Annotated in this window: 22 protein-coding genes and 1 pseudogene; 17 read left to right on the top strand and 6 right to left on the bottom strand. The window is 68.0% G+C overall.

The window, feature by feature from the left end:
• Window positions 1-124: 124 nt before the first annotated feature.
• The 9 genes from ACQ859_RS10710 to phaR all read left to right on the top strand — a co-directional run bounded on the left by ACQ859_RS10710 (window position 125) and on the right by phaR (window position 8,443).
• On the top strand, window positions 125-1,249 hold the full coding sequence (locus ACQ859_RS10710; RefSeq protein WP_431265755.1) for a hypothetical protein: 1,125 nt from the start codon (window positions 125-127) through the stop codon (window positions 1,247-1,249).
• A 23-nt stretch (window positions 1,250-1,272) separates the two neighbouring features.
• Window positions 1,273-2,529, top strand: a complete 1,257-nt coding sequence (locus ACQ859_RS10715) for a toxic anion resistance protein (protein WP_431265756.1) — start codon at window positions 1,273-1,275, stop codon at window positions 2,527-2,529.
• On the top strand, window positions 2,526-4,151 hold the full coding sequence (locus ACQ859_RS10720) for a substrate-binding domain-containing protein (RefSeq protein WP_431265757.1): 1,626 nt from the start codon (window positions 2,526-2,528) through the stop codon (window positions 4,149-4,151). The genes ACQ859_RS10715 and ACQ859_RS10720 overlap by 4 nt, the downstream gene beginning before the upstream one ends.
• Before the next feature lie 19 nt (window positions 4,152-4,170).
• Window positions 4,171-4,803, top strand: coding sequence for a hypothetical protein (locus tag ACQ859_RS10725; protein WP_431265758.1), 633 nt, complete (start codon window positions 4,171-4,173; stop codon window positions 4,801-4,803).
• A 25-nt stretch (window positions 4,804-4,828) separates the two neighbouring features.
• Window positions 4,829-5,080 (top strand): ribbon-helix-helix protein, CopG family, encoded by a 252-nt coding sequence (locus tag ACQ859_RS10730; protein WP_431265759.1) that lies wholly within the window; start codon window positions 4,829-4,831, stop codon window positions 5,078-5,080.
• On the top strand, window positions 5,077-5,478 hold the full coding sequence (locus ACQ859_RS10735) for a hypothetical protein (RefSeq protein WP_431265760.1): 402 nt from the start codon (window positions 5,077-5,079) through the stop codon (window positions 5,476-5,478). The genes ACQ859_RS10730 and ACQ859_RS10735 overlap by 4 nt, the downstream gene beginning before the upstream one ends.
• Window positions 5,479-5,586: 108 nt before the next feature.
• On the top strand, window positions 5,587-6,549 hold the full coding sequence (locus ACQ859_RS10740; protein WP_431265761.1) for a LacI family DNA-binding transcriptional regulator: 963 nt from the start codon (window positions 5,587-5,589) through the stop codon (window positions 6,547-6,549).
• A 165-nt stretch (window positions 6,550-6,714) separates the two neighbouring features.
• Entirely contained in the window at window positions 6,715-7,716 is a 1,002-nt protein-coding gene (locus ACQ859_RS10745) for a Bug family tripartite tricarboxylate transporter substrate binding protein (protein WP_431265762.1), read from the top strand.
• A gap of 130 nt (window positions 7,717-7,846) precedes the next feature.
• Window positions 7,847-8,443: a polyhydroxyalkanoate synthesis repressor PhaR gene (gene phaR / locus ACQ859_RS10750; RefSeq protein ID WP_431265763.1), complete on the top strand. Its 597-nt coding sequence runs from the start codon at window positions 7,847-7,849 to the stop codon at window positions 8,441-8,443.
• 46 nt (window positions 8,444-8,489) lie between these two features.
• On the opposite strand, the gene ACQ859_RS10755 is transcribed toward phaR, so the two are convergent.
• From ACQ859_RS10755 to ACQ859_RS10765, 3 genes are all read right to left on the bottom strand, one after another.
• On the bottom strand, window positions 8,490-8,957 hold the full coding sequence (locus tag ACQ859_RS10755; protein ID WP_431265764.1) for a GFA family protein: 468 nt from the start codon (window positions 8,955-8,957) through the stop codon (window positions 8,490-8,492).
• 55 nt (window positions 8,958-9,012) lie between these two features.
• Window positions 9,013-10,794, bottom strand: a complete 1,782-nt coding sequence (locus tag ACQ859_RS10760) for an ATP-binding protein (protein ID WP_431265765.1) — start codon at window positions 10,792-10,794, stop codon at window positions 9,013-9,015.
• A gap of 180 nt (window positions 10,795-10,974) precedes the next feature.
• Window positions 10,975-11,409 carry a DUF2846 domain-containing protein gene (locus ACQ859_RS10765; protein WP_431265766.1) on the bottom strand — a complete coding sequence of 145 codons (435 nt, stop codon included), beginning with the start codon at window positions 11,407-11,409 and terminating at the stop codon, window positions 10,975-10,977.
• 222 nt (window positions 11,410-11,631) lie between these two features.
• On the opposite strand from ACQ859_RS10765, the gene rimO reads away from it, so the two are divergent.
• Window positions 11,632-13,041 carry a 30S ribosomal protein S12 methylthiotransferase RimO gene (gene rimO, locus ACQ859_RS10770; RefSeq protein ID WP_431265767.1) on the top strand — a complete coding sequence of 470 codons (1,410 nt, stop codon included), beginning with the start codon at window positions 11,632-11,634 and terminating at the stop codon, window positions 13,039-13,041.
• 151 nt (window positions 13,042-13,192) lie between these two features.
• Window positions 13,193-14,401: a PLP-dependent transferase gene (locus ACQ859_RS10775; RefSeq protein ID WP_431265768.1), complete on the top strand. Its 1,209-nt coding sequence runs from the start codon at window positions 13,193-13,195 to the stop codon at window positions 14,399-14,401.
• 41 nt (window positions 14,402-14,442) lie between these two features.
• On the opposite strand, the gene smpB is transcribed toward ACQ859_RS10775, so the two are convergent.
• Window positions 14,443-14,907: an SsrA-binding protein SmpB gene (smpB, locus tag ACQ859_RS10780; RefSeq protein ID WP_431258565.1), complete on the bottom strand. Its 465-nt coding sequence runs from the start codon at window positions 14,905-14,907 to the stop codon at window positions 14,443-14,445.
• 147 nt (window positions 14,908-15,054) lie between these two features.
• Here smpB and ACQ859_RS10785 point away from each other — a divergent pair, with 147 nt between their 5' ends.
• A complete protein-coding gene (locus tag ACQ859_RS10785; RefSeq protein ID WP_431048040.1) occupies window positions 15,055-15,519 on the top strand; it encodes a type II toxin-antitoxin system RatA family toxin in 465 nt (154 codons plus the stop codon).
• Window positions 15,506-15,829 (top strand): RnfH family protein, encoded by a 324-nt coding sequence (locus ACQ859_RS10790; RefSeq protein WP_431265769.1) that lies wholly within the window; start codon window positions 15,506-15,508, stop codon window positions 15,827-15,829. Before ACQ859_RS10785 ends, ACQ859_RS10790 begins: the two co-directional genes overlap by 14 nt.
• Window positions 15,830-15,957: 128 nt before the next feature.
• Here the strand turns inward: ACQ859_RS10790 and ACQ859_RS10795 are convergent, their stop codons facing one another.
• Complete coding sequence (locus ACQ859_RS10795) at window positions 15,958-16,467, bottom strand: DUF4124 domain-containing protein (RefSeq protein WP_431265770.1); 510 nt, start codon at window positions 16,465-16,467, stop codon at window positions 15,958-15,960.
• Window positions 16,468-16,527: 60 nt separating this feature from the next.
• Here ACQ859_RS10795 and guaB point away from each other — a divergent pair, with 60 nt between their 5' ends.
• The 4 genes and pseudogenes from guaB to ACQ859_RS10815 all read left to right on the top strand — a co-directional run bounded on the left by guaB (window position 16,528) and on the right by ACQ859_RS10815 (window position 22,428).
• Complete coding sequence (guaB, locus tag ACQ859_RS10800; RefSeq protein WP_431258561.1) at window positions 16,528-18,000, top strand: IMP dehydrogenase; 1,473 nt, start codon at window positions 16,528-16,530, stop codon at window positions 17,998-18,000.
• Window positions 18,001-18,006: 6 nt separating this feature from the next.
• Window positions 18,007-19,278 carry an MFS transporter gene (locus ACQ859_RS10805; RefSeq protein ID WP_431265771.1) on the top strand — a complete coding sequence of 424 codons (1,272 nt, stop codon included), beginning with the start codon at window positions 18,007-18,009 and terminating at the stop codon, window positions 19,276-19,278.
• Between the two features lie 53 nt (window positions 19,279-19,331).
• The gene (gene guaA / locus ACQ859_RS10810) at window positions 19,332-20,936 is read left to right on the top strand and encodes a glutamine-hydrolyzing GMP synthase (RefSeq protein WP_431265772.1); all 1,605 of its coding nucleotides are present in this window, start codon (window positions 19,332-19,334) and stop codon (window positions 20,934-20,936) included.
• Between the two features lie 221 nt (window positions 20,937-21,157).
• Window positions 21,158-22,428, top strand: a pseudogene (locus ACQ859_RS10815) (tyrosine-type recombinase/integrase).
• Window positions 22,429-22,457: 29 nt separating this feature from the next.
• Here ACQ859_RS10815 and ACQ859_RS10820 read toward each other — a convergent pair.
• The gene (locus ACQ859_RS10820; RefSeq protein ID WP_431265773.1) at window positions 22,458-25,655 is read right to left on the bottom strand and encodes a type I restriction endonuclease subunit R; all 3,198 of its coding nucleotides are present in this window, start codon (window positions 25,653-25,655) and stop codon (window positions 22,458-22,460) included.
• Window positions 25,656-25,718 lie beyond the last annotated feature (63 nt).

The following is a 25,718-nucleotide window of genomic DNA, read 5'->3' on the forward strand; positions in this document are numbered from 1 at the left end:
CCTCGGGGCTGGCGCTGCTCGCAGGGTCCGGGCTCATGACAGGCGTGTGACATATTTCCGTCATCACCCGGCGATATCGTCCCCGGCAGCGTGAGCTTCCACGCGCTCTCAGGGGCTCGTCACCTTGGACATCCGCAAACTGATCGCCCCCGTGCTGGCGATCGCGCTCCTCGCCGCGGTGGGCGGCGGCGTCTGGTATTCCAACGCGCGGCTAGACCAGGACAAGGTCGCCGCCGTCTCCGCCCAGCAGGTGAGGGACCGCCAGGTGTCGCTGCGCGGCCTGATCGGCTCGGAGAAGGAAGCGTTCTTCAACGACCCGCGCGTCCAGCAGGCGCTGGCGGCCAGGGGGCTGAGCGTCACGGTGGAGAAGGCCGGCTCGCGCGCCATCGCCGGCCGCTTCGACGCCGCGAAGTACGACTTCGGCTTCCCGTCGGGCGCGCCGGCGGGGCAGCAGCTGAAGACGGCCGCCAAGGCCGCCAACGTCTACACGCCCTTCTATACGCCGATCGTCTTCGCCAGCTGGAAACCGATCGCCGAGATCCTGGTCGCCAACGGCATCGCGCAGCGCGAGGGCGACTTCTATTACATCGTCGACCTCCAGCGGCTGATGACGCTGATCGAGCAGAACGCCCGCTGGCGCGACCTCAAGAAGAGCGAGGCCTTCGCCACCGGCAAGGCGGTGCTGGTGAACTCCACCGACGTGCGCACCTCCAACTCGGCGGCGATGTACCTGGCGCTGGCCAGCTACCTGGCCAACCAGCAGCAGATCGTCCAGAGCCAGGAGGAGGTCGACAAGGTCCTGCCGCTGGTCGCGCCGCTGTTCCTGCGCCAGGGCTTCCAGGAGCAGAGCTCCGCCGGCCCGTTCGAGGACTACCTGGCGCTGGGCATGGGCAAGGCGCCGCTGCTGGCGGCCTACGAGTCGCAGATGGTCGAGTTCTGGCTGCGCAACCCGGACCGGCTCAAGGGCGACATGGTCGTGCTCTACCCGCGCCCGACCGTGTATTCCAAGCATGTGCTGGTGCCCTACAACGAGAAGGGCGCCCGTCTGGGCGAGGCGCTGGACACCGATCCGAAGTTGCGCGAGCTCGCGCATGAATACGGCTTCCGCACCGGCGGCGACGTGAAGGGCCCGGAGACCTGGGCCCAGCGCGGCGTCAAGGTGCCGCCGGTGCTCGTCGACGTCGTCGACCCGCCCAGCCACGAATGGCTCGAACGAATGATCCAGGGCGTCGAGGCCCGGTTCAAGTGACGCTTCATCCCGAGGAGGACCGCATGACCGCTTCCCAGACCCCGATGCAGACCACGACAACGACCGGCAATGCCGCGCTGGACCAGCTCCAGCCCCCGCAGTCCTTCACGCTGGAGCCGCCCGCGCCGGTGCAGGTCGTGCCCGCCGAGGCGGCCGCAGGCAAGGTCCGGCTCAAGCCGGAGGAGGTCGCCGAGCTGGACGGCCAGGTGCGCCAGTTCATCGACGACATCACGACGCACGACGCGCAGCATCCGACCTTCAAGCAGGCCGTCGAGCGCATCCACGCGATGGGCAGCAAGGACATCGAGGCCGCGTCCGCCGCGTCCAACCGGATGCTGGACCGGCCCGTCGGCTCGCTGAAGAGCGGTCTCCTCGACCAGGGCGCGCAGATCGGGCAGTCGCTGGTCGACCTGCGCCGCACCGTCGAGGACCTCGACCCGTCGCGCCAGGGCGACCTGTTCTCGGCGCGCAAGCTGCTCGGCTTCATCCCGCTGGGGAACAGGCTGGCCGACTATTTCGACCGCTACCAGTCCTCGCAGTCGCACCTGAACGGCATCATCGAGGCGCTCAAGGGCGGCAAGGACGAACTGCTGCGCGACAACGCCGCCATCGAGCAGGAGAAGGTCAACCTCTGGACGCTGATGGAGCGGCTGGAGAAGTACATCCACATCGGCCGGTCGCTCGACGGCCAGCTCGAGACGAAGGCGCGCGAGCTCGAACTCTCGGACGGTGAGAAGGCCCGCGTCGTCCGCGAGGAGATGCTGTTCTACACCCGCCAGAAGGTGACGGACCTGCTGACGCAGCAGGCGGTGAACATCCAGGGCTACCTGGCGCTGGACCTGATCCGCAAGAACAACCTGGAGCTGGTGAAGGGCGTCGACCGCGCGACGACCACGACCGTGTCGGCGCTGCGCACGGCGGTCATCGTCGCGCAGGCGCTCAACAACCAGAAGCTGGTGCTGGACCAGATCTCGGCGCTGAACACCACGACCGGCAACCTCATCGCCGGCACCAGCGAGATGCTGCGCGACCAGAGCGCCGCGATCCATCAGCAGGCCGCGTCCAGCACGATCGAGATCGCGAAGCTGCAGCTGGCCTTCACCAACATCTACCAGACGATGGACACCATCGCCGACTTCAAGACGAAGGCGCTGGCATCCATGCAGACGACGGTGGACACGCTGTCCGACGAGGTCGCCAAGAGCCGGGCCTACCTGGACCGGGTGCGGCGCCAGGAGTCCGCCGCGGCGCTGCAGGCGTCGGGAGAGGTGTCGCTGTGAGCGGCGCGCGCCGCTCGGTGATCGGCTGGTTGCCCGGTGGGCGGTCCTTCACGCTGCTGTGGGCGGCGCTGCTGTCGACGGCGCTGGCGCTCGGCGGCTGCGGCAAGCGGGAGTCCGACGCGCCGACGGCCGATGCGGCCGGTGTGGTGGACGCCGAGGCTGCCTTCACCGTGCTCGCGGGCTCCGAGGTCAAGGACCTGGAGCCGGCGATCGTCGCGGCCGGGCGATCGGCCGGCGTGACGGTGAAGATGAGCTACGCCGGCACGCTCGACATCGTCGAGCGGATCAACGCCGGCGAGCGCTTCGACGCGATCCTGCCGCCCAACGGCGCCTATCCGTCGCTGGCCCTGCAGACGCCGCCGCTGGCGCGCGAGAAGCTCTTCTATTCGCGCATCGCGCTCGGCGTGAAGGCGGCCAAGCTGGCCGAACTCGGCTGGGGCCAGCGGGCACCGACCTGGGCCGACATCGCCAAGGCCGCGAGCACCGGCAAGCTGCGTTATGCGATGACCAATGCGGCCAGCTCGAACTCGGGCATGAGCGCGCTCTTCGCGGTCGCCGCCGCATCGTCGGGCAAGACCGAGGACATGGCCGCCGCCGATGTCGACGCCAAGGTCATCACCGCCTTCCTGTCCGGCCAGCGCCTGACCGCCGGCAGCTCCGGCTGGCTGGCCGACGCCTTCACGAAGGATCCCGCCGCCATCGACGCGATGGTGAACTACGAGGCCGTGATCCTGCGCGCCAACGAGAAGCTGACGCAGGACCAGCGCCTGACGCTGGTCTATCCCCGTGACGGGATGATCTCGGCCGACTATCCGCTGATGCTGCTGCGCGAGGCGCAACGCGAGCCGTACAACAAGCTGGTGGCCGCGCTGAAGGCGGCGGATTTCCAACGCGACGCGCTGGGCCCGGCCTTCCTGCGGCCGGCGAATCCGCAGGTGGCGACCGCGGCGGCGCTGCCGACGGCGTCGATCGCGGAGCTCTCCTTCCCGAACCGGCTGGAGGTCATCGATGCGGTGCTGACGGCCTACCAGTCGACCTGGCGCAAGCCGTCGACGTCCATCTTCGTGCTGGACATCAGCGGGTCGATGAAGGGCGAGCGCATCGAACTCATGCGCGAGGCGCTGAAGGTGCTCAGCGGCGCGTCGCAGGCCACGGCCAGCGCGCGGCTCAGCGCGTTCCAGGGCCGTGAGCGCGTGTTCCTGATCCCCTTCGACGACCGGGTGAACGAGCCGGTGCTGGTGCCTTTCGACGCCGGCGACATCGGCGCCGCGCGGGCACGCCTCACGAGCGTCGCCGACGACCTGCGCCCACGCGGTGGCACCGCCGTGTATTCGGCCCTGTCCGCGGCGCTGGAACTCGCCGAGCGGGAATCGCGCGAGCACCCGGACCGCTTCGTCAGCATCGCGCTGCTCACCGACGGCGAGAGCAACAGCGGGATGTCTTTCGCCGCGTTCCGCACGCGCTACGGGCAGGGCGCGCCGGCGCGGGTGTTCCCCATCCTGTTCGGCGAAGGCAACGTCGACGAGATGAAGCAGATCGCGCAGATGACCGGCGGCCGCGAATTCGACGGCCGTCACTCGCGCCTGGCGCAGGTCTTCCGCGAGATCCGCGGCTATCAGTGACCGCGCCGGGAACCTCGCCATGGCCGCCTCTAGACCGCTGAAGCTGCGCGCGCTGCTGTTCCTCTACAGCAGCGGCAACATCCTGGGCTGCGCGCTGGCGCTGGCCGGCCCGATGCTGCTGTTCACCGGCGTCATCGACCGCGGCTGGCTCGCGATCACGGCGGGCCTGTACGTAGCGGGCCTGCTGCTCGGCCGTCGTCAGCCCGAACTCGAACGCGCGATCGAGGACAGCCTGACGCACGAGCAGACCCTGCAGCGGCTCGACGAGGTCGTGGCCCACGCGTTGCCGCACCTGCCCGAAGAAGTGAAGCCGCATCTGGTCTCGATCCGCGATGCCGTCGCCGAGGTGCTGCCGCGCCTGCGCGGCACCGGCCTGCACAGCGAGGACCTGTTCACCGTGCGCCAGACGGTGCTGCGCTACCTGCCGGAGACGCTCGCGAACTACGTCGCCTTGCCGCCGGCCTTCCGCGTCAGCCATGCGCTGAAGGACGGGAAGACCGCGCGCCAGCTGCTCGCCGAGCAACTGGCGCTGCTGGAAACCCAGATGCGCGAGATCGTGGCCAACGCGGCCCGGCAGGATGCGCAGGCGCTGATCGCCAACGGGCATTTCCTGGAAGAGAAGTTCCGCCAGCCCGACTTCCTCGCGCGCTGAGTCGCGCCAGAACCCGGAGGCCCGCATGACCCGCACCATCGTCGACATCCCGGCCGCGCAGCTCGTCGAGATCGACCGCCTGTGCAAGCTGATGGGCATCTCGCGCGCCGAGGCGGTGCGGCGTGCGCTCGCCACGTTCGCGCAGGGGCATGTCGAGGTGACGCCGGAAGCGTTCGGGTTGTGGACCTCGGGCCGCGGCATCCTCGACCTGACGGGCGCACCGGATCGACCGGCGCAGGCGGACGACGGCGCGCCCGGACGGAGCGCCCGCCGATGAACGCCGTCATCGACGAGGACGTGCTGCTCGACTACCTGAACGGCGTGCCGGCGGCGGCGCAGGCCCTGGACGCCTGCGCGCACCGCTCGATCGGCGTGCTCACCTGGCTGGCGGTGATGGCGCGCTGTCCGCCGGCACTGCTCGAGCCCACGCGCGGTTTCCTGCGCAGCTTCGAACGTCTGTCGATCAGCGAGGCCATCGCGGACGAGGCGCTGCGGCTGCGGCTCGCATCGCCGTCGCTCGACCATGCGCGCGCGATCGCCTGGGCCACGGCCAACGTGAATCAGCTGATGTTCGTCACCTCGCGCCGGGAGGGGATCGAGGCGGCGGGGCGCAATGTGGTGATGGCCTACGAAGCGCGCGGCCGGGCGAGCGATCTTCCCGCCGCGGTGCCCTGAGATCGACCGCCATAATCGACCGCCATAACCAGACCGCGATATGGCCGACATCGAGACCTTCCCCGTCCCCGCCGCCGCAAGGGCAGCGGCGCCGTCACGCTGCGCGACGTGGCGCAACTCGCGGGCGTGGCGCCGATCACCGCCTCGCGCGCGATCAACAACCCGGCGCAGGTGTCGCCCGAGGTCCGCGAGCGCGTGGCCGAGGCGGTGCGCAAGACCGGCTACGTGCCCAACCTCCTCGCCGGCGCGCTGTCGTCGATGAAGAGCCGCATGGTGGGCGTCGCCGTGCCGACGATCGCCGGGCCGGTGTTCCTCGACACCGTGCAGAGCCTCACCGAGGCCCTGTTCGAGGCCGGCTACCAGGTGTTGCTGGGCCAGACCGGCTACGACAACGCGCGGGAGGAGGCCTGGCTCGACGCCATGATCGGCCGGCGTCCCGACGGCCTGGTGCTCACCGGCACCAGCCATTCCGAACAGGCGCGCACCCGCTTGCGCGCGTCCGGCGTCCCGGTCGTCGAGACCTGGGACCAGAGCGACAACCCGATCGACATGCTGGTCGGCTTTTCCCACGTCGAGGTCGGCCGACAGGTCGCGTCCTACCTGCATGAGCGCGGCTACCGCCGGCTGGCCGGCGTGGGCGGCAGCGACGAACGCGCGATGCGGCGCTTCCGTGCCTTCCAGGAGCAGGCCGGGGTGCTCGGCATCGCCGACGTGCCGGTGGCCACCGTCGCCACGCCGACCACCTTGGGCAGCGGCCGCCGCGGCCTGGCCGAACTGCTGAGCCATCCGGACGGGGTCGACGCGGTGTTCTGCAGCTCCGACTCGCTGGCGCTGGGCGTCGTGATCGAGGCGCAGGCGCGCGGCCTGCGCATCCCGGAGGATCTGGCGATCGTCGGCTTCGGCGACCTGGCGCTGGCGCGCGACCTCGAACCGGCGCTGACGACGGTGCGCATCGACGGTTTCGCCATCGGCCGGCAGGCGGCGCGTTTCATCCTCGACCGCGCTGGCGGCAGCGTCGACCGCCGTGCGGTCGACATCGGTTTCGAGCTGGTCCAACGCGCCAGCGCGTGAGCGTCCCGGGATGCCGCCGACCTTTCCGGCCCCGGTGGAATCCCTCATGAACGCAATCTTGACGTGTTGGATGGTACCGATACCATCTGCCGCATCAGAAGAGGGTATCGGACCTGAGTCGATGTCGACGAGGGCCGCGTGCCGTCATGGATGGAGACAAGCGACATGAATTCGGTGATGCGGGGCCGCGTGCGCGCCCTGGCCGCTGCGGCGGCGACGGTGGTGCTGGGCATGACGGCGGTGACGGTGCAAGCCGCGGACGCCGCCAACTGGCCGACCCAGCCGGTCAAGCTGATCGTCCCCTTCGCGCCGGGCGGCACTTCCGACGTGCTGGCACGCGAGATCGCGGCCCGGCTGCAGGCCTCGCTCAAGCAGACCATCGTGGTCGACAACAAGGCCGGCGCGGGCGGCGTGCTGGGCGCGGACAGCGTGGCCAAGGCCGCGCCGGACGGCTACACGATGCTGCTGGGCACCATCGCCACGCATGCGATCAATCCGTCGCTGCTGCCCAAGATGCCCTACAAGGCCGACCGCGACTTCGCGCCGGTGATCCTGCTGGGCAAGATCTCCAACGTGCTGCTGATCGGACCGGGCTCGCAGGCCAAGACGGTCAAGGACATCATCGCGGCGGCCAAGGCCAAGCCCGGCGACATCACCTTCGCCTCGGCGGGGCAGGGCACGTCGCAGCATCTGTCGGGCGAAGTGTTCCGCCTGATGACGGGCGCGGACCTGACGCACGTGCCCTACAAGGGCAGCGCGCCGGCCATCCAGGACGTGATGGGTGGCCAGGTGCCGATGAGCTTCGAGACGGTGACCGTCGCGCTGCCGCAGATCAAGGGCGGCAAGGTGAAGGCGCTGGCGGTGACCTCGGCCAAGCGCAGCGCGCAGTTGCCCGACGTGCCGACGCTGGCTGAGTCCGGCGTGCCCGGTTTCGACGTGTCGAGCTGGCAGGCGCTGTACTTCCCCGCCAACACGCCGGCGCCCATCGTGGCCAAGCTCAACGCCGAGGTGCAGAAGATCGTCGCGCTGCCCGAGGTGAAGGCGAAGATGGAATCGCTGGGCCTGGAGTACACGCCCAACACGCCCGCGCAGTTCGCCGAGTTCCAGAAGGCCGAGCAGGCCAAGTGGGCGAAGGTGATCAAGGACGGCAACGTCAAGCCGGACTGAGCCCCTTGACGTCGCTGCCGCACCTGGGTGCGGCAGGGCGGTCCGCCTCCCGCACAGCAAGGGAAATCACCCGGCGGGCCGTCAACCGGGCGCCTCCTAGAATGGGTCGAAGACCCTCAGAGGAGACAGCATGGCGACGGCCCGACGCGGCAAGACCGCAACCGGCAGCGAGGACCCCGCGCAACCCAAGGGGCCGCGGGTCCTCAAGAAGTACCCCAACCGGCGGCTGTACGACACGCAGACCAGCAGCTACATCACCTTGGCGGACGTCAAGAAGATGGTGCTCGGCGGCGAGGACTTCGAGGTCCGCGACGCGAAGTCGGGCGACGAGCTGACCCGCTCCATCCTGCTCCAGATCATCCTGGAGGAGGAGATGGGCGGGATGCCGATGTTCTCGACGCCGCTGCTGGCGCAGATCATCCGCTTCTACGGCCATGCGATGCAGGGCCTGATGGGCGCCTACCTCGAGAAGAACCTGCAGGCCGTCACCGAGCTGCAGAGCCGCTTCGCCGACCCGAGCAAGGGCGGCGGCTTCGATCCGCAGCTCTGGTCGCAGTTCATGAGCGGACAGGCGCCGATGATGCAGGGCCTGATGGGCAACTACCTCGAGCAGTCCAAGAACCTGTTCCTGCAGATGCAGGAACAGTTCCAGAGCGCGGGGAACATCTTCCCCGGCGTGCCTGGGGTGCCGGGTTTCCCGCCGCCGCCGACGACGCCCAAGAAATGAGGGCCGCGTCCACCGCGAGGTGGATCGCGAACCCCGCGGGGCGGTTCTAGAGGCCGTGCCGGCGATGCCAGTCGGCCAGTGACTCGTCGGGGAAGTGCTCGAAGCGGGCGTCGCCCGGCTTTCCTTCGACCTGGACCCAGGACGCCTTGGCGTCGAGCAGCCCATGCACGTTCTCCGGCGGCGCGGGCAGGGGCGTGTCGATCGCGCTGGCGTGCGGATGGATCAGGTCGGGCCAGTTGTCGTCGTACATCCAGAGCGCCGTGCCGCAATGGCCGCAGAAGTGGCGCTGGCCGCTGCTTTCCTTGCCGTCGATGACGGCGCGGTAGACCTTGAGGTCGCGCTTGCCCTTGATCAGCTGGAAGGTGGTGTTGTCGGCGCCGATGTTGATCGCGTAGCCGCCGGTGCCGGCCGTCTTGCGGCAGATCGTGCAGTAGCAGCGCATGAACGGATAGGGCTCGGTCGAGTCGACCGAGAAGCGGATGCGGCCGCAGTGGCAGGAGCCTTCGAGGTGCATGGGGTGCTCTCCTTGGTCACCGTCTCCGGCAACGCGCATGCCGTGGGCCGGCGGATCAGCCTCGGAACGACGGCACCCGCGATGGCATCCGCGACGGCAGCACCCGCGACGGCAGCATGGACCGCAGCACCGCGTGCAGCGGGCCGGGTTGCACCGGCTTGCGCAGCACGAGGTAGCCGTCGGCCTCGGCGCGGCGCAGGTCCGGCAGGTCGAGTTCGCCGGTGATGACCAGGCCGCGCGCGAGCGGGAGCCGGTCCAGCAGGTCCTGCAGCAGGACATAGCCGCCGTCGTCGTGCCGCAGTCGCAGGTCGCTGACCACGACATCGGGCTCGAAGTCGGCGTCCAGCGCCTCGTGCGCCTGGGCCGCGTCGCCGGCGACACGGCAGTCGATGCCCCATTCGCCCAGCAGGTGGGACAGTCCGCGTGTCACGCCCAGGTCGTCGTCGACGACGAGCACGCGTCCACCGAGCGGCTCGAACGCATGCGGCGCGACGGGCGGCCGCCTTGTCGGCGTCGAAGGGATGGCGGCGCCGCGCAGCGTGATGCGGAAGCACGAGCCCCGGCCCGGCGTCGAGTGCCAGTCGATGGCCGCTTCCATCCGTCGCACGCAGTCCCGCACGACCGACAGGCCCAGCCCCTGGCCTTCGCCGGTGACGCGCGCGGCGTCGTCGCCGCGATGGAACTCGGAGAACAGGGCCTCGCGCTTGGGCGCGGCCATGCCGATGCCGGTGTCCCAGACCTCGATGGCCCAGTCGTCGCCGCGCCGTCGCACCGCGAGCAGCACGCCGCCTTCGGGCGTGTAGCGCAGCGCGTTGTGCAGCAGGTTGGCGAGCGCACGGCGCAGCAGCATCGGCTCGGCGACGACCCAGGCGGGCGCCTCGGGCCCGCGGATGCGCCAGTCGAGGCCACGTGCATGCGCCTCCGGCTGGAAGCGCTCATGCAGTTCCGACAGCAGCGGCGCCAGGGCCAGCGGCTGCAGCGCGAGTTCGGCGCTGCGGCCGTCCAGCGCCGAGACGTCGAGCAGCGAATTCAACAGGTCGTTCACATGGGCGGCGGCCTGCGAGATGTCGACCAGCAGCGGTCGCAGGGTCTCGTCGCGGTTGCGCTGGAGCGCGGCCTGCGCGGTGAGGGTCAACGCATAGAGCGGCTGGCGCAGGTCGTGCGAGGCGGTGGCCAGGAACAGGCTCTTCTCGCGCGATGCGGCCTTGGCGACATCGCGGGCCTCCTTGTGGGCGAGGGCGAGGGCTTCGCTCTGCCGCTTGAGCCGCGACTGCTGGACCAGGAAACCGTTCGAGGTCCGCGCATGGCGCCAGACGAGCCACGGAAAGAGCAGGCACAGCGGCAGGACGATCGTCCATTGCGTGGGGAAGGCGAAAGGCACCGCGACGGTCGCCATGGTCCACGCGGGAACGAGGAAGCGCGCGAAGAACGGCAGGTCCGCGGCGGCAAAGGCGGCCGTCGACACTGTCGTGCCGGCGAGCACGAGGTACAGGAAGATCGCGTGCTCGAAGACGCCGCTGGCGGCGGCGACGCCCGGCAGCAGGCCCCACAGGATGCCGAAGGCGATCGCGATGCGCTCCAGCGGCGGCGCCCAGCGCGCCACGAAGTCGGCGGGGTTCATCACCGCCGCCTCTCGCCGGAAGCGGCGCCGCGCGACCGCGACGCCGATCGAACTGAGCGCATAGGCTGCCGCCCAGACCCACGCCAGGACGATCGCCGAGCCGCCCGCTGGCGTGCTCGCGACCACGACCGGCGGCAGCACCAGCGCGGCGATTTCCACCGAGGCGCGGTCGCCGATCAGGGGCAGGAGCTCGGAGCGCGGGGAAGGGTCGGACATGGCAGGGAGAGTGCCACGAACCTCGGGAAGGTCGCGGCGCGATGGAGGCGCGAGTATCGGCGCGATGGCCAGACGGCGCACGGACCTCGGCGCGTCAACGCGTTACCGGACGTGCGTCCGATGCCGGCCCCCTCCCGGGGACCGGGCTTTCGCCTCAGCGGCGGTGTGTGGCCAGACGGCTCACTTGTCGGTCTTGATGACCGTGCCGAGGGTCAGGGTCTTCACATGGTACTTGCCGGGCAGCGCATCGATCTTGGCGATGCTGTTGCGCGCCATGATCACGCCCATCGACGCCTCCTGCTCGATGAAGATCACGTCGCCGGCGTTGGCGGAGATCTGGGTCTCGGCCCAGTTCTCAGCCTTCGAGTAGACCTTGTGATCGCCGGGCTTCACCTGGAAGTAGATGTACTGGCTGCCGCGGGTGTAGCCCATTTCCGAGGGGGCTTCCTGGTCGTCGACGAAGACGTTGAAGCGGATCAGTCCGCCCACGGACGACGGACGCACGACGTAGACGATGGCCTTGTCGGTGTCCGGCAGCTTGGGCAACTGGAACGACTCGGTCTGCGCCTTCATGACTTCCGGCGACGGCAGCGAGGCGCAGCCCGTGAGGGCCATGAGCGCCGCAGCGCAGACCAGGGTGGCGAAGTTTTTCTCTTTTGCATGAACACGCCCTCCAGCGTGGTGGTTGGTGAAATCGGCGCCGGAGCTTAATCGGGATACGTGGGGGCGCCCCCGCTTCGAGGGGAACGGCGACGCAATCCCTCGGAAGCGGTGTCCGACGCCGGCTGTCGTAGAATGTCGCCCCAGCCCTCAGCCAGGCCTTCCGGCGGAACCCAAATGGAATCAACGACTTACGACCCCACCGCCGCAGGCAGCAAGACCGCCCCGAAGATCGGCTTCGTGTCCCTCGGGTGCCCGAAGGCCCTGACCGATTCCGAACTGATCCTGACGCAGCTGCGCGCCGAGGGCTACGAGACCTCCAAGACCTTCGCCGGCGCGGACCTGGTGATCGTCAACACCTGCGGCTTCATCGACGACGCGGTCAAGGAGTCGCTGGACACCATCGGCGAGGCGCTGGCCGAGAACGGCAAGGTCATCGTGACCGGCTGCCTGGGCGCCAAGGCCGGCGCGAGCTCGGACAACATGGTCCGCGAGATCCACCCGAGCGTCCTCGCCGTGACCGGCCCGCACGCCACGCAGGAGGTGATGGACGCGGTCCACACCCACGTGCCCAAGCCGCACGATCCGTTCATCGACCTGGTGCCCGAGGCCCGCGGCATCGCCGGCATCAAGCTGACGCCCAAGCACTACGCGTACCTGAAGATTTCCGAGGGCTGCAACCACCGCTGCAGCTTCTGCATCATCCCGAGCATGCGCGGCGACCTGGTGTCGCGCCCGATCGGCGACGTGCTGTCCGAAGCCAAGGCGCTGTTCGAGTCCGGCGTCAAGGAACTGCTGGTCATCAGCCAGGACACCAGCGCCTACGGCGTCGACATCAAGTACCGCACCGGCTTCTGGGACGGCAAGCCGGTCAAGACGCGCATGTTCGACCTGGTCGCGCAGCTCGGCGAGATCGCCAAGCCCTACGGCGCGTGGGTGCGCCTGCACTACGTCTATCCGTATCCGCACGTCGACGAGATCGTGCCGATGATGGCCGAGGGCCTGATCCTCCCGTATCTGGACGTGCCCTTCCAGCACGCCCACCCCGACGTGCAGAAGCGCATGAAGCGCCCGGCCAACGGCGAGAAGAACCTCGAGCGCATCCTGCGCTGGCGCGAGATCTGCCCCGAGCTGGTGATCCGCTCGACCTTCATCGCCGGCTTCCCCGGCGAGACCGAGGCGGAGTTCCAGTACCTGCTGGACTTCATGCGCGAAGCCCAGATCGATCGCGCCGGCTGCTTCGCCTACTCGCCCATCGAGGGTGCACCGGCGAACGCGCTCGACGGCGCGCTGCCGGACGAAGTCCGCGGAGAGCGCCGCGCCCGCTTCATGGCCGTGGCGGAGGAAGTGTCGATCGCCAAGCTGCAGCGCCGCGTCGGCGCGACCATGCAGGTGCTGGTCGATTCCGCGCCGGCGCTGGGCCGCAAGGGCGGCGTCGGCCGTTCGTACGCGGACGCGCCCGAGATCGACGGCACCGTGCGCCTGCTGCCGCCCGAGAAGGCCAGCAAGCAGCTGCGCGTCGGGGAGTTCACCCGCGCCCGCATCGTCGGTGCCGAGGGCCACGACCTGATCGCGCTGCCGATCTGACCGGTGCCGGGGCGCGCCTTCCGGCGCGCGGGCGGCCCTCCGACAACGCCGGCCTCGTGCCGGCGTTCGTCATGGCGGCCCCGGCGCCGCCATGGCCGGCGCGCCTGCCGCAGAATGTCCGCCCGGTTCCTTCGATCCTTCAGGAGACTTCGTGACGCGACGCGGCCCTTCCACCGAACTCATCCATCACCCGTTCCGCGCGCCCGACGGCTGGGACGCCGTGCCGGTCCCGGTGCACAAGGCGTCGACGATGCTGTTCAAGGACACGGCGCAATTGAACACGCCGCGCACCCGGGACGGGATCAGCTACCGCTACGGGTTGCCGGGCACGCCGACGACCTACACGCTGGCCGCGCGCATCGCGACGCTGGAACATGCCGAGCACTGCGTGCTCACGCCCAGCGGCTTGGCGGCCATCACGCTGACCAGCCTGGCCTTCCTCGCGCCCGGCGACGAGGTCCTGCTGCCCGACAACGCCTACGGGCAGAACCGGCACATCTCCAACGGCCTGCTGCGCCGGCTGGGCATCGCGCATCGCTTCTACGACCCGCTCGACGTCCCCGCCTTCGAGGCGATGCTGTCCGACCGAACGAAGCTGGTCTGGCTCGAGGCGGCGGGTTCGGTGACGCTCGAGTTCCCGGATCTGATCGGACTGCTGCGTGCCTGCCGCGCACGGGGCGTGCGGACCGCGCTCGACAACACCTGGGGGGCGGGCCTGGCGTTCAACGCGTTCGACCTGCTGCCGGATCGCGAGCCCGGGTTCGGCGCCGACCTGTCGATGCAGGCGCTGACGAAATACGCCTCCGGCGGCGCCGACGTGCTGATGGGGGCCGTCTGCACCCGTGACATCGCGTTGCATCGCGAACTGGTCGCGATGCATGAGAACCTGGGTTACGGCCTCGGCCAGAACGACGTCGAGGCGGTGCTGCGCGGACTGCCGACCATCGCCCTGCGCTACCGCGCGCAGGATGCGGCCACGCGCGATCTGGCGCGCTGGATGCAGGGGCGGCCCGAGGTCGCCCGCGTGTTCCATCCGGCGTTGCCGGGTTCGCCCGGGCACGAGCACTGGCGGGCGCTCACGACCGAGGCGGGCTGCCTGTTCGCGGCGCTCTTCAAACCGGCGTACGCGCCTGCGCGCCTCGACGCCTTCGTCGACGCGTTGACGTGCTTCGGGATCGGATATTCGTGGGCCGGGCCGATGAGTCTGGCCGTGCCGCATGAGATGAGCCGCAGCCGCTCGCTGGGCCTGTCGTGGACGGCGGAGGAGGGCGGCACGCTGGTGCGTTTCGCGATCGGGCTCGAGGAGGTCGAGGACCTGCGCGCGGACCTGGCGCAGGCGTTCGAGGTGTTGAGCCGCTGATCCGCTGAGCCGCTGCGCGCGCGGGCGGGCTGCCAGGCCCGTCAGTCCTTCGACGGACCGGAGACCTTGTGCCGCATCAGGCGGCCCTTTTCGCGTTCCCAGTCGCGCTTCTTCTCGGTCTCGCGCTTGTCGTGCTGGGCCTTGCCCTTCGCCAGCGCGATCTGGACCTTCACGCGGCCGTTGGTGTAATGCAGGTCCAGCGGGATCAGGGTGAAGCCGCGTTGCTCCACCTTGCCGATCAGGCGGCGGATGTCGGCGCCGCTCATCAGCAGCTTGCGCGTGCGGTCGGCCAGCGGGTTGACGTGCGTGGACGCGGTACGCAGCGGATCGATCCGGCAGCCGATCAGGAACAGCTCGCCGTTGCGGATGACGACATAACCGTCCGGCAGCTGGACCTGTCCGGAGCGGATGGCCTTGACCTCCCAGCCTTCGAGGACGAGGCCGGCCTCGTACTGCTCCTCGATGTGGTACTCGAATCGGGCGCGACGGTTTTCAGCAATGGGCATGGGCGTTCTTCTTGTGCGGGGCGCAGGCGGGTCGCGGGCAGGGCGGATCTGCTGGCGCGCGGTCGGGCGGGCCCCCGGATGGCGTCCCGGTGACGCCCAGATGGGGGCGATCGGGCCGCCTACAATCCCGCCATTCTAAGAACCGCCATGAAGCACGTCCGGAAGACAGTCCTCCTTTGGTACTCGCCGCGCGAGATGTACGACCTCGTCACCCAGGTCGAGCGCTATCCGGAGTTCCTGCCCTGGTGCTCCTCCGCGGAGGTCCTGGAACGCCACGACGACGGCGTGACCGCGAAGCTGTCCCTGCAGTACGCGGGCCTGCGCCACGCGTTCACCACCCGCAACACGAACGAGACCAACCAGCGCGTTCGCATGGCACTCGTCGACGGTCCGTTCTCGATGCTCGACGGCGACTGGCAGTTCCTGCCGCTGAACCGTCCCGGCGCGCCGGCGGACGGCGAACCGCGCGCCTGCAAGATCGAATTCGAGCTGCGCTACGCGTTCTCGAGCTTCGCGCTCGAGGCAGTCGTCAGCCCGGTGTTCGACCGCATCGCCAACACCTTCGTCGACAGCTTCGTGAAGCGCGCCGAGCAGGTCTATGGCGCCCGCTGACCTGTCGGTCGATCTGTTCTGGAGCCCGGTGCGCGGCGAGCTGCGTGAACAACGCCTGACCCTGCCCGCCGGCAGCACCTTGCGCGACGCCCTGGCGGCCTCCGCCTGGTTCGAGCCGGACCAGATCGCCACGCTCACGGCCGGGATCTGGGGGCGCATCGTCCCGCTGGAGACGCCGTTGCGCGCGCAGGACCGCGTCGAGGTCTACCGGCCGTTGACGGTCGATCCGAAGGAGGCGCGCCGTCAGCGCTTCCAGGCCGCTGGCAGCCGCATCGTCACCCGCCACCGGCCGCTGGGCCGCAAGGCCTGACACCGACGCCCCCGACCGCCCAGGTCCAAGAAAAGAAAGGCCGCATGAGCGGCCTGTCGTTTTACCGGCGGTCACCAGACTTACGTCCGTCTTGACCGCGGGTGTTGTTTCTGGAACTCGTTCTCGCCTTATTTGCAGGAGGCGGTGATCACCGCCTGGGCCTGGCGAACGTTGTCCTGGCGCATCTGCTCGGTCATCGGCTGCGATTCGCCGGTCTGGGTGCCGCTGCGCAGACGCACGCCGGACTCCAGCAGACGCATCCGGTTCTGCGCCTGGCGGCAGTCCTCGGCCATGGCCTCGGTGCGGGCCTTGTCCTCCTGCGCCTTGCGCTCGCGTTCCAGCTTGTCGCGCGACGACGCCTCGCTCGCGGCACGGGCCGGCGCGGAAGCGCCGGATGCCGATGCCGAGGGGCCTTGCGACGCGGCCTGGCCGGGCGTGGCGCTCACGCGCGGGGCGTTGGACGGACGCGCCAGGATGTCCTTGTCGGCCACGCTCGGCGGCGGCGGACGGTCGCTGTATTGCGTGCGGCCGTCGGCGTCGCGCCACTTCCATTGGGCGTGCGCGATCGAGGTCAGCGCCATCAGCGCCAGCGCGCAGATCACGCCCAGCGGGCGTCGCGAGAGTGGGGGATTCATCATGGTCGTGGAGTGTACTGCCGGGCTTCTCTATAATGCGCCTTTGCGTCTGGAGCTTCCCTCATGCGCCTACTCGGAAAGGCCCTCACCTTCGACGATGTGTTGCTGGTGCCGGCGTTCTCCCAGGTGTTGCCGCGCGACACCAGTCTGGCCACGCAGTTCACGCGTGGCATCCGCCTGAACCTGCCGCTCGTGTCCGCCGCCATGGACACCGTGACCGAGGCGCGCCTGGCGATCGCCATCGCCCAGGAAGGCGGCATCGGCATCGTCCACAAGAACCTGACCCCGCAGCAGCAGGCCGCGGAAGTGGCCCGGGTCAAGCGTTACGAGTCCGGCGTGCTCCGCGACCCGATCACGATCACCCCCGAGACCACCGTCCGCCAGGTCAAGCAGCTCAGCGAGCACCACGGCGTCTCCGGCTTCCCGGTGCTCGTGGGGCAGAAGGTCGTCGGCATCGTCACCAACCGGGACCTGCGCTTCGAGACGCGCATGGACATCCCGGTCAGCGAGATCATGACCCCGGCCGAACGCCTGATCACGGTGCCGGAAGGTGCGTCGCTGAACGACGGCAAGGCGCTGATGCACAAGCACAAGCTGGAGCGCGTGCTGGTCCTCAACGACGCGTTCGAACTGCGCGGCCTGATGACCGTCAAGGACATCACCAAGCAGACCAACTTCCCGAATGCCGCGCGTGACGCGCACGGCAAGCTGCGCGTCGGCGCGGCGGTCGGCGTGGGCGACGGCACCGAAGAGCGCGTCGAGCTGCTGGTCAAGGCCGGCGTCGACGCGATCGTCGTCGACACCGCGCACGGCCACAGCAGCGGCGTCATCGAGCGCGTGCGCTGGGTCAAGAAGAACTACCCGCAGGTCGAGGTCATCGGCGGCAACATCGCCACCGGCGCCGCGGCGCTGGCGCTGGTGGAAGCCGGCGCGGACGCGGTCAAGGTCGGCATCGGCCCCGGCTCGATCTGCACCACCCGCATCGTCGCCGGCGTCGGCGTGCCGCAGATCGCGGCCATCGACTTCGTCGCCACGGCACTGAAGGGCACCGGCGTCCCGGCGATCGCCGACGGCGGCATCCGCTACTCGGGCGACATCGCCAAGGCCATCGCCGCCGGCGCGAGCACGGTGATGATGGGCGGCATGTTCGCCGGCACCGAGGAAGCCCCGGGCGAGGTGATCCTGTACCAGGGCCGCAGCTACAAGAGCTACCGCGGCATGGGTTCGATCGGCGCGATGAAGGCCGGTTCGGCGGACCGCTACTTCCAGGAGAACGACGAGACGACCAACCCCAACGCGGACAAGCTGGTGCCGGAAGGCATCGAAGGGCGTGTCCCGTACAAGGGCTCGATGGTCGCTATCGTGCACCAGATGGCGGGCGGCGTGCGGGCCTCGATGGGCTACTGCGGTTGCGGCAGCATCGCCGACATGCACGACAAGGCCGAGTTCGTCGAGATCACCTCGGCGGGCATCCGTGAGAGCCACGTCCACGACGTGCAGATCACGAAGGAAGCGCCCAACTACCGCCTGGAGTGACGCCCCTTGTCCAATAAGGTCGACGCCGTCGCGGCAACGACGACCAATGGCGGCCGCAAGGCCGCCATGTCGTTCATCCTGATCGCGGTGCTGATCGACATGGTGTCGATCGGCCTGATCATCCCGGTGTTGCCGCCGCTGGTCGGAACCTTCACGCAGAGCGAGACCCAGCACACGCTGGCGCAGCTGGCCGTGGCGTTCGCCTTCGGTCTCGCGAATTTCTTCGGCTCGCCCATCCTGGGCGGGCTGTCCGACCGCTTTGGCCGCCGCAAGGTCATGCTGATCGGTTTCAGCGGTCTGGCGCTCAGCTTCTTCGTGACGGCGCTGGCCGACGCGCTGTGGATGCTGGTCGTGGTGCGGCTGTTCTCCGGCGCGATGCAGGCCAACGCGGCCGTCGCCAACGCCTACGTCGCCGACATCACCCCGCCGGCGGACCGCGCCAAGCGCTTCGGCATGCTGGGCGCAGCCTTCGGGATGGGCTTCATCCTCGGCCCGGTGATGGGCGGGCTGCTCGGCAGCATCGACCTTCACCTGCCGTTCTACGTCGCCGGCACGCTGGCGCTGCTCAACTGGCTGTACGGCTACTTCGTGCTGCCTGAGTCGCTGGCGCCGGAGCACCGCCGACCCTTCGAATGGCGCAAGGCCAATCCGGTCGCGGCGCTGGGCCGGCTGCGCAAGCTCAGCGGCGTCGGTCCGCTGATCTACGTGATCGCGTGCTCGGGCCTGGCGCAGCTGGTGATCCAGACCAGCTGGGTCCTCTACAACCAGCACAAGTTCGGCTGGGGCCCGCGCGAGAACGGCCTGTCGCTGTTCGTCGTGGGCCTGGTCGCGGTGGTGGTGCAGGGCGTGCTGCTGCAGCCGCTGATGCGCTGGCTGGGTGCGCGCCGCCTGGTGCTGATCGGCCTGACGACCTCCATCCTCACCAACGTGATCTGGGGGATGTCGACCGAGGCCTGGATGATGATCGCCGCGATCTTCCTGAACATCGCCGGCGTGGCCGCGGCCCCGGCGATGCAGAGCGTGATCTCCAACGCCGCCGATGCCCGCACGCAGGGCGAGACCATGGGCGCGGTGGCGGCGATCAACAGCCTGATGGCGGTGATCTCGCCGATCGCCGGCCTGGGGCTGATGGCGTTGGTCGCCGAGCTCCCCAAGACCGACTGGCGCCTCGGCGCGCCGTTCTACCTCTGCGCGCTGCTGCAACTGGCCTCGCTGGGCTTCGCGTGGCGCCACTTCAACATGGGCCCGCCGGCGCAGGCCGCCGCGGCCAAGGCCTGAGCCACCAAGACTCCCCAGCCTTCAAGAACCCCCAAGCATCCCAGAAGCTGACCATGCACGACAAAGTCCTCATCCTCGACTTCGGCTCCCAGGTGACGCAGCTGATCGCGCGTCGCGTTCGCGAGGCCCAGGTCTACTGCGAGATCCACCCCAACGACGTCAGCGACGACTTCATCCGTTCGTTCGCGCCGAAGGCGATCATCCTGTCGGGCAGCCATGCGTCGACCTATGAGGACCACGAGCTGCGCGCGCCGCAGGCGGTGTGGGATCTGGGCGTGCCGGTGCTGGGCATCTGCTACGGCATGCAGACGATGGCGGTGCAGCTCGGCGGCAAGGTCGAGTGGAGCGATCACCGCGAGTTCGGTTACGCCGAAGCCCGCGCCCACGGCCACACCAAGCTGCTGGACGGCATCCAGGACTTCGCCACGGCCGAGGGCCACGGCATGCTGAAGGTCTGGATGAGCCACGGCGACAAGGTCACCGCGCTGCCGCCGGGCTTCAAGCTGATGGCGTCCACCCCGACCTGCCCCATCGCCGGCATGGTCAACGAGGACAAGAACTACTACGCGCTCCAGTTCCATCCCGAGGTCACGCACACGGTGCAGGGCGCCGCGATCTACAAGCGCTTCGTGCGCGAGATCGCCGGCTGCAAGGGCGACTGGATCATGGGCGACTACATCGCCGAGGCTGTCGCGAAGATCCGCGAGCAGGTCGGTGACGAGGAAGTCATCCTGGGCCTGTCCGGCGGCGTCGATTCGTCGGTGGCGGCGGCGCTGATCCACCGCGCGATCGGCGACCAGCTGACCTGCGTGTTCGTCGACCACGGCCTGCTTCGCCTGAACGAAGGCGACGCGGTGATGGACATGTTCGAAGGCAAGCTGCACGCGAAGGTGATCCGCGTCGATGCGAGCGAGCTGTTCCTCGGCCAACTGGCGGGCGTGAGCGATCCGGAACGCAAGCGCAAGATCATCGGCGGCCTGTTCGTCGACGTCTTCAAGGCCGAGGCCGAGAAGCTGAAGTCGGGCGGCGGCGGTCACAAGGGCGCGACCTTCCTGGCGCAGGGCACGATCTATCCGGACGTGGTCGAGAGCGGCGGAACGAAGACCAAGAAGGCCGTGACGATCAAGAGCCACCACAACGTGGGCGGGCTGCCGGAGCAGCTCGGCCTGAAGCTGCTGGAGCCGCTGCGCGAGCTGTTCAAGGACGAGGTCCGCGAACTGGGCGTGGCGCTGGGCCTGCCGCCGGAGATGGTCTACCGCCACCCGTTCCCGGGCCCGGGCCTGGGCGTGCGGATCCTCGGCGAAGTGAAGAAGGAGTACGCGGACCTGCTGCGCCGCGCCGACGCGATCTTCATCGAGGAACTGCGCAACACGCGCGACGAGGCGACGGGCAAGACCTGGTACGAGCTGACCAGCCAGGCCTTCACGGTGTTCCTGCCGGTGAAGAGCGTGGGCGTGATGGGCGACGGACGGACCTACGACTATGTGGTCGCGCTGCGCGCGGTGCAGACCAGCGACTTCATGACGGCCGACTGGGCGGAGCTGCCGTACAGCCTGCTCAAGCGCTGCTCGGGCCGCATCATCAACGAGGTGCGCGGCATCAACCGCGTGACCTACGACGTCTCGAGCAAGCCGCCGGCGACGATCGAGTGGGAGTGACTTAAGCTGGTTTCAGGTCGTGCCATGCAGTCCGGCTTGCCCTCGAAACCCCAGTCCTGACAGGCACCTACGGTCTCACCCGGTTCCAGTCCGCCACACGAAAGCCCGTCGATTCCGGCGGTATTCCGAGCGGTATCGAGAGCAGCCCCTTGAACGACCATCGCTGATACCGTCGAATGACTTGACGGTATTGACTGACGGTATCAGTTCAGGGGGAATCGATGCTCACCGATATGCAGTTGAAGGCGCTGAAGGCCAAGGATCGCGTCTACAAGGTCGCGGATCAGCAGGGCCTGTATGTCGCCGTCACGCGCACCGGCGTGGCGAGCTTCCGGTTTGACTACCGCATCCATGGGCGTCGGGAGACGCTGGTGATCGGCAAGTACGACCCGAGCCTTGGCGCGAAGCGGCCCCGTGATCCCGCGGGATTGGACTACGGCATGTCCGTCTCCCTGGCTGAGGCGAGGCTGCTGTTGACGCGGGCGCGTCGAGCGGTGGAGAAGGGGAGAGTCCCTCGCGAGCCAAGACAGAGAAGCGCACTGAGGCCGCCGACGCTTTGACCTTCGGCAAATGGGTGGAGGCCTATTTCGCCCAGGCGCCGCTTGCGGAATCCACGCGTGCGATGCGCAAGTCGGTCTACGACCGCAATCTGGCGGCGGAGTTTGGCCGGCTGAAGCTGGAAGAGATCACGCCCGTTCGCCTGATGGCGCGGTGCGAGAAGATCAAGGAACGCGGGGTCTCGGCGCCGGCAGTCCACGCGCGCGAGATCGTGCTGCAGGTTTTCCGCTTCATCCAGGCGCGCGGGTTGAAGATCGACAACCCAGCCGAAGCGATCCGCCCCAGCGCGATTGCCTCGTTCAAGGCGCGGGATCGAACCCTCTCACCGGTTGAGATCCACGTCTTCTTCGAGGCTCTCGAACGGACCGCGACGATGCCGACGTTGCGCCTAGCCCTGAAGTTCATGCTGCTGACGTTGGTTCGCAAGTCTGAGTTCATCGATGCCGTCTGGGGCGAAGTGAACTTCGAGACTGCGACCTGGACAATCCCGAAGGAGCGCATGAAGGCAGGGCGGTCGCACAACGTCTACTTGAGCCAGCAGGCGCTGGACATCCTCGTTGCATTCAAGACCTGCTTTGGAGCCAGTTCCTATCTTCATCCGGGGCGGTACGAAACGGCAATGCCCATCAGCGCTGCGACCCTGAACCGCGTAATTGACGCGACGGTGGCGTTGATTCGTGAGCGAGGAGGCGACTTCGAACCCTTCACCGTGCATGACCTGCGCCGAACAGCGAGCACGCTGTTGCACGAGGCGGGCTTCAACAGCGACTGGATCGAGAAATGTCTGGCCCATGAGCAGCGCGGCGTGCGCGCCGTCTACAACAAGGCAGAGTACGCCGAGCAGCGGCGGTCGATGCTCCAGACTTGGGCGGACATGCTGGACGGCTGGATCCATCGTGGAAGCACGGGAGCTCGCCTTCCCTGGCATCGATAACAGCCTTGATGCTGGTATCGACAGACGTCCTACGACCAGCTTTCACCCAACGCCTGCGCCTGTTGCAACACCAACTCCACCGCCGCATCCTGCATGTCCGGCGGGTATTTGTACTTGCGCAAGATGCGCTTGACCATCAGGCGCAGGCTGGCGCGCACGCTCTCGCGTTCTGACCAATCCACGCTCAGGTTCTTGCGCAGGTTCTCGGTCAGTTCGTGGGCGATCTTCTTCAGGGTCTCGTCGGTCAGTTCCTTGACCGCCGACTCGTTGTTGACCAGGGCGTCATAGAAGCGCACCTCATCGTCGGTCAGCCCCAACGCTTCGCCGCGTGAGGCCGCCTCGCGGAATTTCTTGGCCATTTCGACCAGCTCTTCCATAACCTGCGCGGTTTCGATCGAGCGGTTCTGGTAGCGAGTGATGACATTGCCCAGCAGCTCGGAGAACTTCTTCTGCTGGACGACATTGCTTGCGAACTTGGACTTGATCTCGCCCTCCAGCAGCCGCTCCAGCAGTTCCACCGCCAGGTTGCGCTCGGGAAGGTTCTTCACCTGGGCCAGGAACTCATCATCGAGCAGGCCGATGTTGGGCTTGTCCAAGCCGACTGCGTCGAAGATGTCCACTACGGCGTCAGATACGACCGCCTGGCTGATGATCTGGCGGATCGCCTGCTCGCGCTGCTCATCGGTCTTCTTCTGATGCGAGATATCGCGCTTGGTCAGGATCACCTTGACCGCCTGTAGGAATGCCACTTCCTCGCGCACGGCCTTGGCCTCGTCCAGCGCGCAGCAAAGCGTGAATGCCTTGCTCATCGCCAGGGCCGTGTCGGCGAAGCGCTTCTTGCCGTCTCGGTTGCCCTCGGTCTTCAGGCCCAGCACATGGTTGGCCGCGCCCGCCAAGGTCTTGTGGCCGCCGGTCAGGAAGCCGTTCCAGTCGTAGCCGTGAAGCATGGCTCGCAGTACGTCCAGCTTCTCGGCCAACAGGGCGTAGGCCTCATGCGCATCCACGGTCGGCCGGCCGCGGCCCTGGCTGGCCGTGTACTCGCGCATGGCGGCCTTCAGCTCGTTGCCGATGCCGATGTAGTCGACCACCAGGCCGCCTTGCTTGTCCTTGAAAACGCGGTTCACGCGGGCAATCGCCTGCATGAGGTTGTGGCCCTTCATGGGCTTGTCCACGTACATGGTGTGCACGCAAGGGGCATCGAATCCGGTGAGCCACATATCGCGCACGATCACAAGCTTAAGCGGGTCGCTTGGGTCCTTGAAGCGCTTCTCCAGCCGCTTCTTAACCTGGCTGCTGTAGATGTGGGGGCGCAGCAGTGCCTTGTCGCTGGCTGAGCCGGTCATGATGATCTTGACCGCGCCCTTCTCGGGGTCGGGGTCATGCCAGTCAGGCCGCAGCTTGGCGATCTCGTCATAGAGGTGGACACAGATATCGCGGCTCATTGCCACGACCATGGCTTTGCCACGCTGGGCCGCATCGCGTGCCTCGAAGTGCGTCACTAGGTCGGCCGCCACGCTGGCCACGCGCGCACCGGCGCCAACGACCTTTTCCAGCGCTGCCCAACGACTCTTGAGCTTGGCCTGGGTACTTTCCTCTTCATCCTCGGCCAGTTCGTCCACTTCATCGTCGATGGTGGGCAGCTCTTCATCCTTCAGGCGAAGCTTGGCCAGGCGCGACTCGTAGTAGATGGCGACGGTGGCGCCATCTTCCTTGGCCTGCTGCATGTCGTAGACATGGATGTAGTTGCCGAAAACGGCGCGTGTATCGCGGTCGGCCGCTGATACCGGCGTGCCCGTGAAAGCTACGAAGGTGGCATTGGGCAGCGCATCGCGCAGATGTTGGGCGTAGCCGACCTGGTACTTGGTCCGATACTCAGGGGACTCTGAATCCTTCGCCGCGAACTCAATCGGCTTGCCGTCGGTGGTCAAGGTGCCCGAGCGCATGCTGCCCCGCACCTTGACCTCTTTGAGCTTGGCCTCGAAGCCGTACTGCGTGCGGTGGGCCTCGTCCGCGATGACAACGATGTTGCGCCGGTCAGAGAGCATGGGGAACAGGTCCTCATCTTCGCCGGGCATGAACTTCTGGATGGTCGCGAACACAATGCCGCCGGAGGGGCGATTGCTTAGCAGCGTGCGCAGCTCCTGCCGCGTGGCCGCCTGTACCGGCTGTTCACGCAGCAGATCCTGCGCCAGGCTGAAGACGCCGAACAGCTGTCCGTCCAGATCGTTGCGGTCGGTGATCACGACGATGGTGGGGTTTTCCATCGCCGGCTCTTGCATTACCCGCGCTGCAAAGCAGGTCATGGTGATGCTCTTACCGCTGCCCTGGGTGTGCCACACAACGCCGCCTTTGCCGCGCAGGGCCGCGCTGCTGTCGGGCCTGGATGCCGCCACCACATGCTCGATGGCCGCCCGCACCGCGTGGAACTGGTGATAGCCGGCGACCTTCTTGATCAGCCGCCCGTCATCTTCGAAAAGTACGAAGTAACGCAGGTAGTCCAGCAGCATCGCCGGGGCCAGCGCACCTCGCACCAGGGTCTCAAGTTCATTGAACTGGCCCAGCGGGTCCAGGTCAGTGCCGCTGATCGTGCGCCATTGCTGGAAGCGTTCTTCATCGGCCGACAGCGAGCCCATGCGAGCCTCGCTGCCGTCCGAGATGACGAGCACCTCGTTGTACTGGAACACGTCGGGGATCTGGGCCTTGTAGGTCTGGATTTGATCGAAGGCCTTCCAGATGTCGGCATGCGTGTCGGCCGGGTTCTTCAGCTCGATCAGCACAAGCGGCAGGCCGTTGACGAAGAGCACGATGTCTGGCCGGCGCGTGTGGTGTGCCCCCTTGATCGTGAATTGATTGACCGCCCACCATTCGTTGGCGGACACATCGCCCCAGTCGACCAAGCGGACGAAGTCACCGCGCGTCTCACCGTCTTTCTGGTACTGCACCGGCACGCCGCTGACCAGCAGCTTGTGGAAGGCGCGGTTGGCGGAGAGCGGGGCAGGGATGCCGAGGCCCAGCACCTGCGCGAGTGCATCATCGCGAGCACTGGCCGGGATGCCGGCGTTCAGCTTATGAATCGCATGCGCCAGCCGGCCGCGCAGAAGTACCTGGCGGTAGTCGCTGCGCTCGGGCATTGCGGCATCGGGCGCGATGTCGGCGCCATGGCGGTGGACGTAGCCCAGATCTGCCAGCCAAAACAGGGAGTCGGTTTCGAGTTGGTCTTCCGTCAACTAAGGTTCCTCCCCAAAGTTCCGATATCACCTATAATCACGCCAGCTCATCTGCCATGTGTA

It is taken from the genome of Roseateles chitinivorans, assembly GCF_050632235.1.
Taxonomy (GTDB): Bacteria; Pseudomonadota; Gammaproteobacteria; order Burkholderiales; family Burkholderiaceae_C; genus Roseateles; species Roseateles chitinivorans_A.

Coding starts and splice junctions, on each gene's coding strand:
- smpB (WP_431258565.1), bottom strand. CDS start 14,907: ATGCCCATTGCTGAAAACCGTCGCGCCCGATTCGAGTACCACATCGAG.
- ACQ859_RS10730 (WP_431265759.1), top strand. CDS start 4,829: ATGACCCGCACCATCGTCGACATCCCGGCCGCGCAGCTCGTCGAGATC.
- ACQ859_RS10755 (WP_431265764.1), bottom strand. CDS start 8,957: ATGCACCTCGAAGGCTCCTGCCACTGCGGCCGCATCCGCTTCTCGGTC.
- phaR (WP_431265763.1), top strand. CDS start 7,847: ATGGCGACGGCCCGACGCGGCAAGACCGCAACCGGCAGCGAGGACCCC.
- ACQ859_RS10735 (WP_431265760.1), top strand. CDS start 5,077: ATGAACGCCGTCATCGACGAGGACGTGCTGCTCGACTACCTGAACGGC.
- ACQ859_RS10715 (WP_431265756.1), top strand. CDS start 1,273: ATGACCGCTTCCCAGACCCCGATGCAGACCACGACAACGACCGGCAAT.
- ACQ859_RS10725 (WP_431265758.1), top strand. CDS start 4,171: ATGGCCGCCTCTAGACCGCTGAAGCTGCGCGCGCTGCTGTTCCTCTAC.
- ACQ859_RS10790 (WP_431265769.1), top strand. CDS start 15,506: ATGGCGCCCGCTGACCTGTCGGTCGATCTGTTCTGGAGCCCGGTGCGC.
- ACQ859_RS10785 (WP_431048040.1), top strand. CDS start 15,055: ATGAAGCACGTCCGGAAGACAGTCCTCCTTTGGTACTCGCCGCGCGAG.
- ACQ859_RS10795 (WP_431265770.1), bottom strand. CDS start 16,467: ATGATGAATCCCCCACTCTCGCGACGCCCGCTGGGCGTGATCTGCGCG.
- guaA (WP_431265772.1), top strand. CDS start 19,332: ATGCACGACAAAGTCCTCATCCTCGACTTCGGCTCCCAGGTGACGCAG.
- rimO (WP_431265767.1), top strand. CDS start 11,632: ATGGAATCAACGACTTACGACCCCACCGCCGCAGGCAGCAAGACCGCC.
- ACQ859_RS10745 (WP_431265762.1), top strand. CDS start 6,715: ATGAATTCGGTGATGCGGGGCCGCGTGCGCGCCCTGGCCGCTGCGGCG.
- guaB (WP_431258561.1), top strand. CDS start 16,528: ATGCGCCTACTCGGAAAGGCCCTCACCTTCGACGATGTGTTGCTGGTG.
- ACQ859_RS10760 (WP_431265765.1), bottom strand. CDS start 10,794: ATGTCCGACCCTTCCCCGCGCTCCGAGCTCCTGCCCCTGATCGGCGAC.
- ACQ859_RS10765 (WP_431265766.1), bottom strand. CDS start 11,409: ATGGCCCTCACGGGCTGCGCCTCGCTGCCGTCGCCGGAAGTCATGAAG.